General features: G+C 49.2%; 16 protein-coding genes and 1 rRNA gene (1 of these 17 only partly in view). 7 read left to right on the top strand and 10 right to left on the bottom strand.

From position 1 onward, the window contains the following. Both H027_RS0108490 and hemG read right to left on the bottom strand, forming a co-directional pair. A 16S ribosomal RNA gene (locus tag H027_RS0108490) occupies positions 1-49 on the bottom strand; it reaches 1,495 nt to the left of the window's first position. A gap of 315 nt (positions 50-364) precedes the next feature. Then, positions 365-889 (bottom strand): menaquinone-dependent protoporphyrinogen IX dehydrogenase, encoded by a 525-nt coding sequence (gene hemG, locus H027_RS0108485; protein ID WP_024872035.1) that lies wholly within the window; start codon positions 887-889, stop codon positions 365-367. Between the two features lie 209 nt (positions 890-1,098). On the opposite strand from hemG, the gene H027_RS0108480 reads away from it, so the two are divergent. From H027_RS0108480 to tusA, 4 genes are read left to right on the top strand one after another with little or no spacing between them, the layout of a single operon-like run. Beyond that, on the top strand, positions 1,099-1,821 hold the full coding sequence (locus tag H027_RS0108480; RefSeq protein WP_024872034.1) for a response regulator: 723 nt from the start codon (positions 1,099-1,101) through the stop codon (positions 1,819-1,821). Next, a complete protein-coding gene (locus H027_RS0108475; protein ID WP_038149227.1) occupies positions 1,811-3,283 on the top strand; it encodes an ATP-binding protein in 1,473 nt (490 codons plus the stop codon). The genes H027_RS0108480 and H027_RS0108475 overlap by 11 nt, the downstream gene beginning before the upstream one ends. Positions 3,284-3,285: 2 nt before the next feature. Then, a complete protein-coding gene (locus tag H027_RS0108470; protein ID WP_024872032.1) occupies positions 3,286-4,539 on the top strand; it encodes an ABC transporter substrate-binding protein in 1,254 nt (417 codons plus the stop codon). A 39-nt stretch (positions 4,540-4,578) separates the two neighbouring features. Next, positions 4,579-4,827 (top strand): sulfurtransferase TusA, encoded by a 249-nt coding sequence (gene tusA / locus H027_RS0108465; protein ID WP_024872031.1) that lies wholly within the window; start codon positions 4,579-4,581, stop codon positions 4,825-4,827. Between the two features lie 10 nt (positions 4,828-4,837). Here tusA and cbl read toward each other — a convergent pair whose 3' ends face one another. The 8 genes from cbl to H027_RS0108425 form a co-directional block, all read right to left on the bottom strand. After that, the gene (gene cbl / locus H027_RS0108460) at positions 4,838-5,794 is read right to left on the bottom strand and encodes an HTH-type transcriptional regulator Cbl (RefSeq protein ID WP_024872030.1); all 957 of its coding nucleotides are present in this window, start codon (positions 5,792-5,794) and stop codon (positions 4,838-4,840) included. Then, positions 5,791-6,876, bottom strand: coding sequence for a sulfate/molybdate ABC transporter ATP-binding protein (locus H027_RS0108455; protein WP_024872029.1), 1,086 nt, complete (start codon positions 6,874-6,876; stop codon positions 5,791-5,793). The genes cbl and H027_RS0108455 overlap by 4 nt, the downstream gene beginning before the upstream one ends. A gap of 17 nt (positions 6,877-6,893) precedes the next feature. Further along, the gene (cysW, locus tag H027_RS0108450) at positions 6,894-7,709 is read right to left on the bottom strand and encodes a sulfate ABC transporter permease subunit CysW (RefSeq protein WP_024872028.1); all 816 of its coding nucleotides are present in this window, start codon (positions 7,707-7,709) and stop codon (positions 6,894-6,896) included. Next, on the bottom strand, positions 7,709-8,545 hold the full coding sequence (gene cysT / locus H027_RS0108445; RefSeq protein WP_024872027.1) for a sulfate ABC transporter permease subunit CysT: 837 nt from the start codon (positions 8,543-8,545) through the stop codon (positions 7,709-7,711). The genes cysW and cysT overlap by 1 nt, the downstream gene beginning before the upstream one ends. 219 nt (positions 8,546-8,764) lie before the next feature. After that, the gene (locus tag H027_RS0108440; protein ID WP_024872026.1) at positions 8,765-9,298 is read right to left on the bottom strand and encodes an RBBP9/YdeN family alpha/beta hydrolase; all 534 of its coding nucleotides are present in this window, start codon (positions 9,296-9,298) and stop codon (positions 8,765-8,767) included. 42 nt (positions 9,299-9,340) lie between these two features. Further along, the gene (locus H027_RS0108435) at positions 9,341-10,342 is read right to left on the bottom strand and encodes a sulfate ABC transporter substrate-binding protein (protein ID WP_024872025.1); all 1,002 of its coding nucleotides are present in this window, start codon (positions 10,340-10,342) and stop codon (positions 9,341-9,343) included. Between the two features lie 117 nt (positions 10,343-10,459). Then, positions 10,460-11,470, bottom strand: a complete 1,011-nt coding sequence (gene zntB, locus H027_RS0108430) for a zinc transporter ZntB (RefSeq protein WP_024872024.1) — start codon at positions 11,468-11,470, stop codon at positions 10,460-10,462. A 16-nt stretch (positions 11,471-11,486) separates the two neighbouring features. After that, positions 11,487-12,062 carry a DNA-3-methyladenine glycosylase I gene (locus tag H027_RS0108425; RefSeq protein ID WP_024872023.1) on the bottom strand — a complete coding sequence of 192 codons (576 nt, stop codon included), beginning with the start codon at positions 12,060-12,062 and terminating at the stop codon, positions 11,487-11,489. Positions 12,063-12,168: 106 nt separating this feature from the next. Between H027_RS0108425 and glyQ the strand changes: the two genes are divergently transcribed. The 3 genes from glyQ (at position 12,169) to H027_RS0108410 (ending at position 16,515) form a co-directional block, all read left to right on the top strand. Next, entirely contained in the window at positions 12,169-13,083 is a 915-nt protein-coding gene (gene glyQ / locus H027_RS0108420; protein WP_024872022.1) for a glycine--tRNA ligase subunit alpha, read from the top strand. Positions 13,084-13,095: 12 nt separating this feature from the next. Next, positions 13,096-15,168, top strand: a complete 2,073-nt coding sequence (gene glyS / locus H027_RS0108415) for a glycine--tRNA ligase subunit beta (protein WP_024872021.1) — start codon at positions 13,096-13,098, stop codon at positions 15,166-15,168. A 105-nt stretch (positions 15,169-15,273) separates the two neighbouring features. After that, a complete protein-coding gene (locus H027_RS0108410) occupies positions 15,274-16,515 on the top strand; it encodes a valine--pyruvate transaminase (RefSeq protein ID WP_024872020.1) in 1,242 nt (413 codons plus the stop codon). Positions 16,516-16,524: the final 9 nt, after the last annotated feature.

Raw genomic sequence — 16,524 nt, 5'->3', positions numbered from 1 at the left:
AGGCCTGCCGCCAGCGTTCAATCTGAGCCATGATCAAACTCTTCAATTAAAGTTTTGGCTCAATGAATGACTTGTCTTTACAGACACTTCGTATCATTGATTAAATTTTTTCAATCTAATCAATCTACGCAAGTGCCCACACAGATTGCTTGATATGTTGTTAAAGAGCGTGGCTGTTAGGCCAGGGAGGCGAATCATACGCTTTCCCTCTTCGTTGTCAAGCGGCGTTTATCACAAACGGCTTGGCAACTTGAATCTTTACTGAGTTAACGTGCTGAATCTCAACTCGTTGCGGCGTCTGCCGTCTCAGTGGGGCCGCATTATAGGGGCCCGTTCTTTTTAGGCAAGCGCTTTTTTGATGTTTTTATGATTTTAGTAGTTGTTCGGCGAATTTTTGCACGTTTGCCCAATTTGTGAACTCAATATCATGGGTTGTATCTGTACTGCCGCCGGTTATCCACATAATGAATTGAATAATTCGTTTCTGCCACCAGTTATAACGCGAGTAACGTAGTGCCCCCGCGAACACTGCAACATGCTGTGGTGTCCATGGTGATTGTTGCAACCATTTGCGTGTATAGAGGTTGGTTTCTGGTGTGTTTTTTTCTGGTTTTCTTGCGACAAGGTTAACAGCAACGAAAGCCGCCTCTTTTTCTTTTAATGCCATGTGGTGTTGCTTAATAAATTGATTAAGACTGGGATGGAAATGCCCATAGCGGATCGAAGCTGCAATCAGTATTTTGTCATAGGATGCAAGCTCTACGACGGGCTGAGTATGTAAGTCATAGACTTCGGCTTGCCATTCTGGAGCTGCATTTAATATAGCCTCTATTATTTTACGTGTTTGCCCTTCTCTTGTTGAATAGAGCACCAGTATTCGTTTTGTCATCTATTGGGTCACCCAGCAATGTTCTTTTCAGTTATAGCTAATTCATATCAGAAATTTTTCTATTTTGTCATGTTTGCAATAATCAGTTCGATTTGGAACCGGTTACAGATACAAATGGCAATTTATCCCTACCTTCTTTGGCGTTTCCTTGCTTTTTTGCAACATAATGTGTTCAATCCTTGCATCGTTAGTTGATACGAAGGTTATTCATGGCAAAAGGCAAACCAATTCTGATAGTAGATGATGATCAGGAGATCAGGGAGTTGTTAAAAGAATATCTGACCCGGGCTGGGTTTGATGTCTTAACTGCTTGTGATGGTGTTGAAATGTATCAGCAACTGGCGCAATCAACACCCGAGCTCATTATTCTGGATATCATGATGCCTGGTGATGATGGGTTTAGCCTTTGCCAACAGATCCGACGCAAATCTCAGGTTCCAATTATTATGCTGACCGCCGCATCTGATGAAGCAGATCGCGTGATTGGTCTGGAACTCGGTGCTGATGATTATATTGCGAAGCCTTTTAGCCCTCGGGAGTTGATGGCTCGAATCAAGGCGTTATTACGTCGCGCCGAATTCCGTCAGCCCGAAAAAGAAGTGGTTTCTGGCCGCAAGTTGAAATTTGCCGGATGGACGCTTGATACCAGAACACAATTGCTCACCTATGAGGATGGTTCAGGTATCGATTTAACGGGGAGTGATTTCATCCTGCTACATCTGTTTTTACAGCATCCAGGGCAGATTTTAGATCGCGACATGATCAGCGATGCGACCCGGGGCCGTGAATCCCTCCCCATGGAACGTGGCATTGATGTTCAGATTAGCCGTTTACGACAAAAACTGGGCGATAACGGTAAAGGCCCCCGCATCATTAAAACGATTCGTGGGAGTGGTTATATGCTGATTGCTGATGTTGAGCATGAAGATTAACCGCGTTAGTCGTTTTTTCCTGTTATTTTATCCGCGCTCGTTATTGTCGCGGATGTTATTGTTACTGCTACTCGCCATTGTTCTGGCACAAAGCCTTATTTCTGGTATCTGGATGCAGCAACTGGAAAAGCGCGAACTGGATGGCATGTTGGCTGCCACACGAGATCTCGCTAATTCCGCTGCAGCCACGGTCAGCTTTTTTAAATCGTTACCATTACAGTACCGCCCAATCGCTTTGGATCAACTGCGTAATATGGGAGGGAGCCGATTTTTTGTTTCCTTAAATAAACAAGAGATCAAGCTCAATGCGATTCCCAACAGCTTCAAAAAACAGTTGGTATTGAAAGAAGTCAATCAAACTCTGTTGCATAAACTCGGGCAAAGTATGCAGATTAAGGCTGATTTTTCTTATCCCGCTGATCTGCACGTGTTTGACAACCAAACGTTGCTCTCCGACATTCCACCTTCTTGGTCGCGTTATACCTTACTCATGGAGCCTATCAATCCGCCTATTCTGGTGACGCAGATCCAGTTAGATAATGGCGAATGGTTATATCTGGCCGCGTTACTTCCGGCACCTTATATGTCGCTGGATGAAAATGTGGTTTCTCCGCATCAGTTCCGTTTTATCATCTTACTGACCATCATTTTATTTCCGTTTACTTTTGCTTTAGTTCGCTGGCAAACCCGTCCCTTGCGCCACCTGGCTGCCGCAGCCGTCAGTTTGGGTAAGGATATCGACCAACCCCCGTTACCCGAAGCGGGAGCCAGTGAAGTTGTCGCCGTAACACGTGCCATCAATATCATGCAACAGCGGATCCGTCGTTATATCAGCGATCGGGAAAAACTATTCAGCTCAATTTCCCATGATCTTAAGACGCCTATCACCCGCTTACGGTTACGGGTTGAGTTGTTGGATGATGATTCTCAGATTGCCAAATTCAACAAAGATCTCGATGACCTGGAAATGATGGTTAAAGGTGCATTGCAGACCGTAAAAGACACTCATATCCATGAAAACATTGAGGCTATTGATATTAATGTGTTGCTGGCCGGTATGGCAGAAGACTATAACTTACTGGAGCAACACTTAACGATTGAGGGTCATTGCAAATATTTATACCGAGGAAAACCGCTAGCGCTCAAACGCTGTATCGCCAATTTGATTGACAATGCGATTAAATATGGTGATCAAGCTCGCGTGATTGTGATGGATGATTTGGAAAAAAACAGCAAAACCAACATGCTATATCTCTACGTCATCGATGAAGGTCCTGGCTTACCTGAACAACAGCTGGAAAAGGTATTTGAACCTTATTACCGGCTGGCGCAGGATAGCAGCGGTAATGGCCTTGGTTTAGGTATTGCGCGCAGTATTGCACGAGCCCACGGTGGCGATTTAGTGTTGGAAAACCGGCCTCACGGTGGTTTACAGGCTATTCTTGCCCTGCCAAGGAATTGATAATGACCCTCCGTTCATATCTTGTTTCCAGTTTGATGCTATCACTGGTTTCTGTTTCTGCTATGGCATCATCCGTTGAAGTTTTGCACTGGTGGACAGCCGGTGGTGAAGCTAAAGCCGCTGATGTCTTTCGCAGCTATTGGCAGGCCCTTGGCAACGAATGGCAGGACTCGGCAATTTCTGGCGGCGGTGGTCAATCGGCCATGACGGTGCTGAAAAGCCGGGCATTATCAGGTACACCGCCGGAAGCGGCACACCTTAAAGGCAGTGAATTGCAGGAATGGGCTGGATTGGGTTTTTTGCGTAATCTGGATGAAGCCGCAAGACTCGGTAACTGGGATAACGTATTACCCGAATTTGTACAACACAGCGTGCAATACAAAGGTCATTATGTTGCCGTACCTATCGGTATTCACCGGGTTAACTGGTTATGGGTCAATCCCAAAGTATTGAAACGCTATCATCTTTCCCCCCCTGAAAGCTGGCCTCAGCTATTAACTATTGCCAAACGCCTGAAGCAGGAAGGGATCACCCCTCTCGCTATTGGTGATGATCAATGGCAGCTTAGTATTCTGTTTGAAGCGATTGTGCTCGGTGAAGGTGGCAGCGATTTTTATCGTCGCGCATTCATCCGTTTAGATCAAACGGCTCTGCAGAGTGAAACGATGGAGCATCAGCTGGAGTTATTTCATCAATTGCGGGATTACATCGCTGACGACTATGGTGATACCAAATGGAACCAGGCCACGCATATGTTAATTGAGGGTTCCGCTGCCATGCAATTGATGGGCGATTGGGTAAAAGGTGAGCTGACCGCTGCCAGTGTGGTTCCCGGAAAAGATATCTTATGTCTGCCCGCCCCCGGAACAGCTGGTAAATTCAGTTATAATTTAGATTCTTTTGCCATGTTCAATGTACAAAGCCCATCCAAGCAACAAGCCCAGTTGCAGTTGGTCAATATGATCATGACATCTGACTTTCAACATGCCTTTAATCGGGTAAAAGGTTCTATTCCTGTTTTACGAAATCAGACATTAACTGATTTTGACCAATGTGCACAGAATTCAGCACAACAGTTGCAGTTGGCCATAGATCAGCAACAGTTGGTGCCCAGCATGGCTGAAGGCATGGCAAATTCCAGCAATGTCAAACAAGCCATTGGGGATGTACTGGTCAGTTATTTTAACGATCCTAAAGGTAACGCGAAGCAGGCTGCTCACCAGTTGGCACGCGCTATACTTTCCGCGCAACGTTAATGTTATGCTCTACACAGTTGTAGATTCAGGAGCGCAAACATGACCTTTTCAGCGGATAACATTCATCAGACTCTGGACGCGAGTGGTTTGCGTTGCCCTGAACCCGTCATGATGGTGCGTAAAACAGTACGCCTGATGCAAGATGGTGAAATCTTGCTGGTGATTGCCGATGATCCGGCTACAGTACGGGATATTCCCAGCTTCTGCCGTTTTATGGATCACACGCTGTTAGCCAGCGAAACACAACAGCCCCCCTACCGTTATCTGATCCGTAAAGGGCTGAACTAGTTAAACTCGCTCAAATCTCATAATGCAGAGACGTCTGCAGCTCACCCGTTGCAAAGACTTGCGCCTGAATATCGCTAATCGCCAGGGATGGATTGCAAATCTGCAAGAACCGCCACGCAAAGTTCGGTTGCAGCTTGCCTTTTTTCAAACCAAACCAGGCGGTATTGGCCGGAAACAGATGTTCTGCATTCAGACGCACCAGATTACTGTCTTTCACCGAGTCGATCGCCATATCGGCTAAAATCCCGACACCCAGCCCTAATTCAACATAGGTTTTGATCACATCCGAGTCTTGAGCACTCAATACAATATCAGGATCAATGCCTGCCATCGCAAACGCGGCATCAATTTTTGTGCGCCCGGTTAATCCACTCTGATAGGTAATCAATGGCCAGGCGCTCAAATCCTCTAACGAGACCTGCGGTAACTCCGTCAATGGATGGCCACGCGGCACCAGTACGGCATGGTGCCAACTGTAATACGGAAAGGCCGCAATTTCGTCATAGTCAGCCATCAACTCACTGGTCAGCCCAATATCGGTTTCACCACTGAGTAACATCGACACTATTTCACTCGGACTGCCCTGATGCAGCACCAACTGCACTTGCGGATATTGCGTGCGAAATTCTTTGATGATGCCCGGCAAGGCGTAGCGGGCCTGGGTATGTGTTGTTGCCACATGCAGACGCCCACGATCACTGTTGGCAAAATTATCGGCCAACCGCCGAATATTGTTCGCCTCCGTCAGGATCCGCTCAGCCATGGTCAACAGGGCTTTTCCCGGCTCAGTCATTCCCAGCAGTCGCTTACCTCGCCGGATGAAAAGCTCGACACCGAGCTCATCTTCCAATTCCTTAATATGGCGGCTGACGCCAGATTGCGAGGTATAGAGGGTATTGGCCACTTCCGTCAGATTGAAATGGCAGCGGGCTGCTTCGCGAATGATCTTGAGCTGTTGGAAATTCAAGCCACATGTTCCTTTGTTTCGGGCTGATACAGTTGCGCTTGGCGAGCGACCAGCCTTACAGATTGTCCGGGTAATAACTGTAACACAGCAACGCGTTCCCGCGGCACATCCACTTCGATCAAGGTGCGCGCGACCCCATTATTGGCGGTCACTTCTACCCGATAGGCGGCACCAAAAGGCAAAATACGCACAACGGTGGCAGGAATGCCTTGTGGAATATGAGCTGGCAGCAAATCCAGCTCATGCGGACGAACATAGGCTATTGTATTCGCGTCAGTGCGGGTATCACCAGAAACATTATTGGTCAGTGTCGACCCTGAAATATCAAACTGACCACTCTGCAGATGACCATGGAACAGGTTGACTGTACCCAGGAAACGATGCACAAATTCGGTTGCAGGTTGCTCATAAACTTCTTGTGGCGTTGCAAACTGCTCGATACGACCGGCATTCATCAATACCACGCGATCGGCCACTTCCAGCGCTTCTTCCTGATCGTGTGTGACGAACAGACTGGTCACATGCAATTCATCGTGCAGACGACGCAACCAACGACGCAACTCTTTACGGACTTGCGCGTCCAATGCCCCGAATGGTTCATCCAACAACAGAACCTGTGGTTCAACCGCCAGTGCACGTGCCAGTGCTACTCGCTGCCGCTGACCACCGGACAGTTGTGTCGGATAGCGATCGGCCACATGCCCTAACTGCACCAGATCCAGCAGACTTTTTACCTTTTTCTGGATTTCATTTTCGCTCGGACGTAGTTTGCGCGGTTTTACCCGCAAACCAAAGGCAACATTCTCAAAAATGGTCATATGCCGGAACAGCGCATAATGCTGGAACACGAAACCCACATTGCGATCCCGCACATGCATCTCAGAGGCATCGGTACCATTCAGTAAGATACGGCCGCTATCTGCTTGTTCCAGACCGGCAATAATACGCAATAGCGTGGTTTTACCACAGCCGGACGGACCTAACAGCGCCACCAGCTCCCCAGTTGGGAAGGTGATGTTGATGTCATGTAATGCGGCAAACTGGTTGAAGCGTTTTTCGATATGCTCTACCTGAATACTCATGACTTACATCTCCTCAATTAACGATGGCGCAGGCGGTTTAGCAGAGTTTCCGCCAACAGGGTAAACAGACCAAACAAAGCCAGCAGCGAAGCCACAGCAAACGCTGCATTGCTCTGGTATTCGTTATATAAAATTTCAATATGCAATGGCAGGGTATTCGTCTGACCACGAATGTGACCGGAGACAACGGAAACCGCACCAAATTCCCCGACGGCACGGGCCGTACACAGGATCACGCCGTAGAGCAAACTCCAGCGAATTCCCGGCAGCGTAACGCGCCAGAATGTCTGCCAACCGTTAGCTCCCAGAACTTGTGCCGCCTCTTCCTCTTCGGAGCCCCGCGCCTCCATTTGTGGCAATAGTTCGCGGACGACAAATGGCACGGTGATAAACATGGTGGCAATAATAATACCCGGCGTATTAAAGATAATTTTCAGATCATGCGCCTGCAGCCATTCCCCAAACCAGCCATGATTACCGAACAACAAGACAAACATCAGACCAGCAATGACTGGTGAAACAGAGAATGGCAAGTCAATCACGGTGATCAGCATCTGACGACCGGGAAAGCGAAAGCGTCCAATGGCCCAGGCAGCCGTCAAACCAAACAGGATGTTCATCGGCACGGAGCAAATCACGGTAAACAGTGTTAAGCGCAACGCGGCCAGTGCATCGGTATCGACTAGGCTCTGCCAGTAGAATGCGATCCCTTTGGCGAAAGCCTGAATAAAAATGGTGGCCAGTGGTAACAGGAGCAGTGCAATAAACCAGCCCGCCCCCAGAAAAATCAGTAAATAACGGACCCAACGAGGTTCATTGGTAATGGTATTCATTAACGGGATCCTCCCAGGCGTTGCCAACTCCAGGCTTGTAACTGATTAATCAACAATAACAGCGTGAACGATACAGTCAGCATCACCGCCGCAATCGCTGCAGCGCCGGCATAATCGTATTCTTCCAAATGACTCATAATCATCAGTGGCGCGATTTCAGACACCATCGGCAAATTACCAGCAATGAATATCACCGAACCGTACTCGCCGACGGCTCTGGCAAATGCCAACGCAAAACCCGTCAGTGCCGCAGGAACCATGGCAGGAAAAATAATCCGACGAAACGTAGTCCAACGGCTGGCACCCAGACAGGCTGCCGCTTCTTCCAGTTCGCGCTCATGTTCTTTCAGCACAGGCTGCATGGTCCGCACCACAAACGGCAAGCCGATAAACATCAACGCAATGACTACCCCTACCGGGTTAAAAGCCAGTTTGATACCGAAAGGGGCAACCAATTTCCCTATCCAGCCATTTCCGGCATAGATGGCCGATAATGCAATCCCAGATACCGCTGTCGGCATTGCAAATGGCAGATCGATCAGCGCATCCATGATGCGTTTGCCGAAAAACTGATACCGCACCAGAATCCACGCAATCACCGAGCCAAATACCGTATTCAGTAATGCCGCAATAGCCGAGGCACCAAAACTCAGCTTATAAGAGGCCACCACCCGCGGACTGCTGACCACAGCCCAGAAATGGCTCATGTCCTGTCTGGTCACGCTATACAACACCAGGGCTGACAAGGGTAACAACACCATTAGGCTCAGATACAGCAGACTGAAACCCAGTGTTGGAGCAAAGCCGGGTAATACCGAACGAGATCGAAAACGCATGAATAACTCCCTCACAGTGCGACGTATGCACTATCGCTTTATGCGTATTCTTCAGGCTGTCGGGTTGTAAAACAAATAAGAAAAAAAGCAATCTATATCCATTTTTTGGATATAGCGGAATTTTTCATGCATAACGAGGAGAAAGGAAATCAGACAATGGTGTGGCCATCTGGATCAGCCACACCATCAAAACGCTGTAAATTGCCGTAATCGGGCTGATTAACCGTTTACCGCTTTATCTTGTAGCTGGCAATGCCAATTTAGTAACGCCAACCCATCCGGCCATGCGCCATGCCCCGATTCAGTGTTAATATGACGCAGAGGCCCTAATAAACTCAATGGTAATCCCCAACGCTGACTCCAGAAACAAACCCGATCCAGTGGCATCCAAGGGTCATTGCTGCTGGCAATAATACGCCCGGCAACCGGGGTCGGATGATTAATCAGGGCTTCCTGTACCCCCAATAGATCAGGGTCTGCGGGCGCCACCAAAAATAATGAATGCACTTTTTCCGGCATTTGACGTGCAGCATAGAGACTGGCCAGACAACCGAACGAATGCGCTACCAGAGTCAGCGGTGTCTGACTGTTTTGCAATAATTCCAGCACCGGAGCCGCCCAACACAGCAAATCTGGTGTTGTCCAATCTGATTGTGCGATCCGCAACCAATGTGGGTGGTGTTGATGCCACAACGTCTGCCAATGTTGCGGACCGCTATCATACAAACCGGGAACGAGCAGGATATTGTTCATTACAGAAACTCTCATTAGCGACAGATAACTCAGCCGGGAAATTTATTGACCTGGAGCATACAGCTGATCAAAAGTGCCGCCATTAGCAAAATGCTTCTGCTGTGCTTTTGCCCAGCTACCTTCTAATTCACGGATAGTAAACAGTTTTACTGGCTTAAATTGCTGGGCAAATTCTTTGGCAATCACCGGATTACTTGGCCGATAAAAATGTTTTCCAGCTATACGTTGCGCTTCATCGGAGTAAAGCTGTGAAACATACGCTGTTGCAACCGCCTCTGTACCATGCTTTTTTGCCACTTTATCGACGACTGATACCGGCGGTTCAGCCAGAATGGACTCCGAAGGAGTGATCAGTTCAAATTTATCTTTGCCCAATTCATTTAGCACCAGATAGGCTTCGTTTTCCCAGGCAATCAACACATCCCCCAAATCACGTTCCACAAAGCTGGTCGTTGCTGCACGCGCACCGGAATCCAGTACCTTGACGTTATGATAAAGTTTGCTAATGAAATCACGAGCCCCCTGCTCGCTGCCGGTTTTATGCAGTGCATAACCCCAGGCGGCCAGATAGTTCCAGCGCGCACCACCGGATGTTTTGGGATTCGGCGTCACCACCTCGACATCGGGCCGAGTCAGATCGTCCCAGTCCTTGATCTGTTTCGGATTGCCTTTACGCACCAGAAAAACAATGGTGGAAGTAAAAGGCGTCGCATGATTGGGTAACCGGGCTTCCCAGTTTTCCGCCACCAGCCCCTGCTGGGCTACCTTATTGATATCCTGTGCCAAAGCCAGCGTGATGACGTCTGCATCCAGCCCTTCAATAACCGCCCGCGCCTGCTTGCCGGAACCGCCATGGGATTGGCTGACATCGACCTTATCGCCTTGCTTGTGTTGCCAGTAATCTGAGAAATACTGGTTGTAATCCTGATAAAGCTCCCGCGTTGGATCATAGGACACATTCAGTAATTTCACTTCTGCGGCCTGCAAACCCGACATGACCGATAACGTTAATACACCCAGAGCAAATAGTACTGATTTTTTCATGACAAACTCCGTAACAGCCTTTTACGCTAAAGTTGCCGGAAGAACACCATAAACAGAACTAAATTGATTCGCTTTAATTATCCAAAAAAAGCATAAAGAAATGAAAATATGGCCTCACTACACCCATTTTCGGAGCCGGAGCCACGCCATAATGCCGCCGGCGAACGCCAGCAAGAACATGCAGAACAGTCCAAATCCAATCGGCGACGTATTCCCTGGAATGCCGCCCAAATTGACACCCAGTAACCCCGTAAAAAAGGATAATGGCAAAAAAACCATAGCAAACAATGACATAATATAAGTTCGCCGATTCATAGCCTCCGTCATGATCGCGTTGATTTCATCAGCCAGCAAGGAAGTGCGGGCGATACTGGCATCCAGATCTTCCAGCCAGCGTCCCATACGGTCGGCAATATCCTGCAGATGACGATGGTCTTCTTTATCCAGCCAGCTGATTTTTTCATTGGCCAGACGGCTGAAGACATCCCGCTGTGGGGCCAGGTAGCGACGCAACACAATCAGTTGACGGCGGATTTCAACCAGTTCCCGGCGTGATGATATGCGTTGCTCCAGAATCTCATCTTCCAGACGGACAATCTTATCCATCACCTCATCAATAAAATCACCGCTCTGCTCCGCCAGATTTTCACACACATCAACCAGCCACTCGGAGGTAGAACGCGGCCCCAAACCTTGCCGCAAATTTCTGACGATCTGTTCAACCGCATAAACACGGCGATGCCGGGTAGAAACAATCAGCTGATCGGTTATAAAAAAGCGGATTGCCACCATCTGATCTGGCCGTTGACCTTCGTTGTGATTAATTCCACGCAGTGTCAGCAACAAGCCATTATTGATTTTAACCAATTTAGGCCGGTTACTACCGCCCATCAGCGACTGGCGCACGACGTCAGGAAGCAAAGGGGTATGTCCCAGCCACTCTTTGGCACTATCGGTGGAATAATCGAGGTGTAGCCAGCAACGCTCTGTCGGCACCGAACCACCGGCAGATAATTTATGATAGCGCCCATTACCATCCAACTGCATGGCCAGCACAGGCTCCATGGGCACCAGCGCCTTAGGAGCATGCAACGGTAATTTCGGATGGAAGGGTAAGTTTTCCGACATACATCACCTATGAAAATCAGGACAGCGAATGTTTACATAAACTATGCCACGGGCAGTCAATCAGATGATCGTTCACCATGCCTACCGCCTGCATATAAGCATAACAGATGGTCGGCCCGACAAACTTAAACCCCGCTTTTTTCAACGCCTTCGACATTGCCTCCGCCTGAGGGGTGGATGTCGGAACGTCGGAACGTTGCTGCCAGCGATTGATGATGGGTTGACCGTCAACAAACTGCCAAATCCATTGTGCAAAGGAAATATCCTGTTGCTGCAACGCAAGATAAGCCCGGGCATTCTGAATAATGGCCTGCACCTTTAAACGATTGCGGATGATACGTGGATCAGTCAGCAACGCCTCAACCTGTTCATCATCAAATGCAGCCAGTGCCACCGGATCAAAATCGGCAAACAACAGATGATAATCCGGCATGCGTTTCAGAATCGTCAACCAGGATAATCCCGCCTGTTGCCCTTCGAGACACAGCATGGCGAACAACTTCCGATCATCATATTCCGGACGTCCCCAATGCTGGTCGTGATACGCAATATAATCGGGATCTGTCATGATCCAGGCACAATGTCGCTCCATTCTCACTCCTTGGGTGGAATTTGCCTATATTCCCGCCGTTTACGGGGTTATACTTCTTCAGTTTATCCGCTCAGTATTCACTGACTAATCAAGCGTATTATCTATCATGCAGAAATTTGATATTAAAACATTTCAGGGACTCATTTTATCCCTGCAAGATTACTGGGCCCGCCAGGGTTGTGTTATTTCACAACCGCTCGATATGGAAGTGGGCGCTGGTACTTCACATCCAATGACATTTTTACGTTCCATTGGTCCGGAACCGATGAACTGCGCCTATGTGCAGCCATCCCGTCGTCCAACCGATGGCCGCTACGGTGAAAACCCGAACCGTCTGCAACACTATTATCAGTTTCAGGTTATTCTGAAACCATCGCCAGACAATATTCAGGAGCTGTATCTCGGTTCGCTGCGTGAACTGGGCTTTGACCCACTGGTTCACGATATCCGTTTCGTCGAAGACAACTGGGAAAACCCGACGCTGGGCGCGTGGGGCTTAGGCTGGGAAGTGTGGCTGAACGGCATGGAAGTAACGCAGTTCACCTACTTCCAGCAGGTCGGTGGTCTGGAATGCTCTCCAGTGACCGGCGAAATCACCTACGGTCTGGAACGTCTGGCCATGTACATTCAGGGCGTCGACAGTCTGTACGATCTAGTCTGGGCTGACGGTCCACTGGGTAAAGTGACCTATCGCGACGTGTTCCATCAGAACGAAGTAGAACAGTCGACCTATAACTTTGAACACGCGGATGTGCCATTCCTGTTCAAGTTGTTCGATCAGTGTGAAAAAGAGTGCCAGCACCTGCTGGGACTGGAACAACCACTGCCATTGCCAGCTTACGAGCGTATTCTGAAAGCGGCACATGCCTTTAACCTGCTCGACGCCCGTCACGCAATCTCTGTGACCGAACGTCAGCGCTACATCCTGCGTATCCGGACGTTGTCCAAAGCAGTCGCGGAAGCCTACTACGCGGCTCGTGAACGTCTTGGCTTCCCGATGTGCAATGCAACTAAAGCGTAAAGGTATAAGCAAATGGCAACAGAAAATTTTTTAATCGAACTGGGCACCGAAGAGCTGCCACCCAAGGCACTGCGTAAACTGGCGCAGGCGTTTGCTGATAACTTTACCGCTGAACTGGAAAAAGCCGGTCTGGCGCATCAGGGCGTTCAGTGGTTTGCAGCACCTCGCCGTCTGGCACTGAAAGTTACCGCCCTGGCCGATAAGCAGGCTGACAAACAGGTTGAGAAACGTGGTCCTGCTGTTACCGCTGCGTTTGATGCTGCAGGCAACCCGACTCCGGCTGCGGCGGGCTGGGCAAAATCCAATGGTATCGAAGTGGCACAAGCTGAACGTCTTGCCACTGACAAAGGTGAATGGCTGGTGTTCCGTGCCAATGTTACCGGCCAACCAACTACCGAACTGTTACCAGCGATGGTCGCAACCGCACTGGCGGGCCTGCCAATTCCGAAACCAATGCGCTGGGGTGCAAAACGTACTCAGTTCATCCGTCCGGTACATACCCTGTGTATGCTGTTCGGTGGTGAACTGGTAGCCGGTGAAGTGTTAGGTCTGCAATCCGCCCGCATCATTCGCGGTCACCGTTTCATGGGTGAAGCGCAGTTTGAAATCAGCCATGCCGATCAATACCCTGCTTTGCTGCTGGAAAAAGGCAAAGTGCAGGCTGATTACGAAGCACGTAAAGCTTTCATCAAAGCCGGTGCCGAAGCTGCAGCGAAGAAACTGGGCGGTATCGCTGATATCGAAGAGGCTCTGCTAGAAGAAGTCACCTCGCTGGTGGAATGGCCGGTGATCCTGACTGCGACTTTCGAAGAAAAATTCCTGGCCGTTCCGGCAGAAGCGCTGGTTCACACCATGAAGGGTGATCAGAAATACTTCCCGGTCTATGACAACAACGGCAAACTGCTGCCGAATTTCATCTTCGTCAGCAACATCGAATCTAAAGATCCGACCCAAATCATTCAGGGTAACGAACGTGTAGTTCGCCCTCGTCTGTCTGATGCCGAGTTTTTCTTTAACACCGATAAGAAACATTCGCTGGCATCCCGTCTGGAAAGTCTGGATACCGTGCTGTTCCAGCAACAGCTGGGTACACTGAAAGACAAGTCCGTTCGTATCGCTGAACTCTCTGCGTTCATCGCAGCACAGATCGGCGCGGATGTCGAACACGCTACCCGTGCTGGCCTGCTGTCTAAATGTGACCTGATGACCAACATGGTCATGGAATTCACCGACACGCAAGGCGTGATGGGTATGCACTATGCGCGTCACGACCACGAAGCCGAAGATGTGGCGGTCGCACTGAACGAGCAATACATGCCACGTTTTGCCGGTGATAACCTGCCGAATGGTCTGGTTGCTTGTGCTGTAGCTATCGCAGATAAGCTGGACACCCTCGCTGGCATTTTCGGTATCGGTCAGGCACCGAAGGGCGACAAAGATCCGTTTGCACTGCGTCGTGCGGCAATTGGTACGCTGCGTATCATCGTGGAAAAACAGCTGGATCTGGATCTGGTTACATTGGTCAGCAAAGCCGCTGAACTCTATGACGGCAAGATCAGCAATAAAGCGGTAGTTGAAGAAGTCGTAGACTTCATGCTGGGTCGTTTCCGCGCCTCCTATCAGGAAGCGGGTATTGCTGTTGACGTAATTCAGGCGGTGCTGGCGCGTCGTCCAACCCGTCCTGCTGACTTTGATGCCCGAGTGAAAGCGGTGAGCTATTTCCGTACGCTGGATGCTGCTGAAGCACTGGCTGCGGCCAACAAACGCGTCGGCAACATTCTGGCGAAATTTGACGGTAAACTGAAAGACGGCGTCGATGCTTCGCTGCTGAAAGATGAAGCGGAGCAAGTGTTGGCGCAACAAGTTGCTGCGATGGAAACCAAACTGGCACCTCTGTTTGCTAGCGGTGAGTATCAGTTGGCACTAACTGAACTGTCAGCGCTGCGCGAAGCGGTTGATACCTTCTTCGATAAAGTCATGGTTATGGCTGATGATGAAGCATTGAAACTGAACCGATTGACGCTGCTGGCGCGTCTGCAAGCCCTGTTCCTGCAGGCGGCGGACATTTCATTATTGCAGCAATAACCGGTAGCTGCACCAGACTCAAGGCCCGGTTTACCGGGCCTTCTTTTTTCTACCCCTTGCACTGTTTCACGTGAAACATGAGGGTTGAGTGTCAGGAATATGGATATGCAATTTTCACAGTTTGGAGAGAAATTCACGCGGTTAGCAGGTATCAGCCAATTGATGGACGACCTGAATGAAGGGCTGAAAAATCCAGAAGCCATCATGCTGGGCGGTGGTAATCCAGCCGCCATTCCTGAAATGGTAGAGCTATTTAAACAAGAAACACTGCAACGCTTGAATGACGGTGCTTTGCTGAAAGCCATGCTGAATTATGATGGCCCACAGGGTCACGATGGTTTTCGCCATGCGTTAGCTAACCTGTTCCAGCAGGAGTACGGCTGGGACATCAGTGCAGACAATATTGCCCTCACCAACGGTAGCCAGAGCGCATTCTTTAATTTGTTCAATCTGCTGGCTGGCGATTATGTTGATGGCAAGAAGAAAAAGGTGCTGTTCCCGCTGGCACCGGAGTACATCGGCTATGCCGATGGTGGTCTGACAGAAGATCAATTTGTGGCCTGTAAACCCCATATTGATTTTCTGGATAACGGATTATTCAAATACCGGGTCGATTTTGATGCTCTGGAGGTTGGTGATGATATTGGTATGATCTGTGTCTCCCGCCCGACTAATCCGACAGGCAATGTGCTGACCGATGATGAGATCATCAACCTGGATGAAATCGCACGAGCAAAGAAAATTCCGCTGATCATTGATAACGCTTACGGCACACCCTTCCCGCATATCATCTTTAGTGAAGTAAACCCATTCTGGAATGACAACACGATTCTGTGTATGAGTCTTTCCAAACTCGGCTTGCCCGGTCTGCGCTGCGGCATTGTCATTGCCAATCCGACCATCATTCAGGCATTAAGCAACATCTCCGGCATCATCAATCTGGCCCCCAGCGGTGTAGGGCCGGCCCTAATGCAACGCTGGGTCGAATCGGGCGATATTCTGCGCCACAGTGCCAACATCATTGCACCGTTCTATCAACAGAAAGCACTACAAGCGGTACATTGGTTACAGGAAGCTATTCCGGCACCAAGACTGCGTATTCATAAGCCGGAAGGCGCGCTGTTTTTATGGCTATGGTTTGACGGGCTTTCCATTTCTTCACAGGAGCTCTATGAAAAATTAAAGCAACGCGGTTTAATAATTGTCCCCGGACACTATTTCTTCCCCGGCATTCCTGATAAACAGTGGCGACACCAGTATGAGTGTATCCGCTTGAACTATGCACAGCCGGAAGAAAAAGTGAAACAGGGAATTGCTATCTTACAGCAGGTCATCAATCAACTATAACAATCAAAC

Source organism: Tolumonas lignilytica (assembly GCF_000527035.1).
GTDB lineage: Bacteria > Pseudomonadota > Gammaproteobacteria > Enterobacterales > Aeromonadaceae > Tolumonas > Tolumonas lignilytica.
The sequence above is the reverse complement of the archived record's forward strand: the minus strand, read 5'-3'. Positions and strand labels throughout refer to the sequence as shown.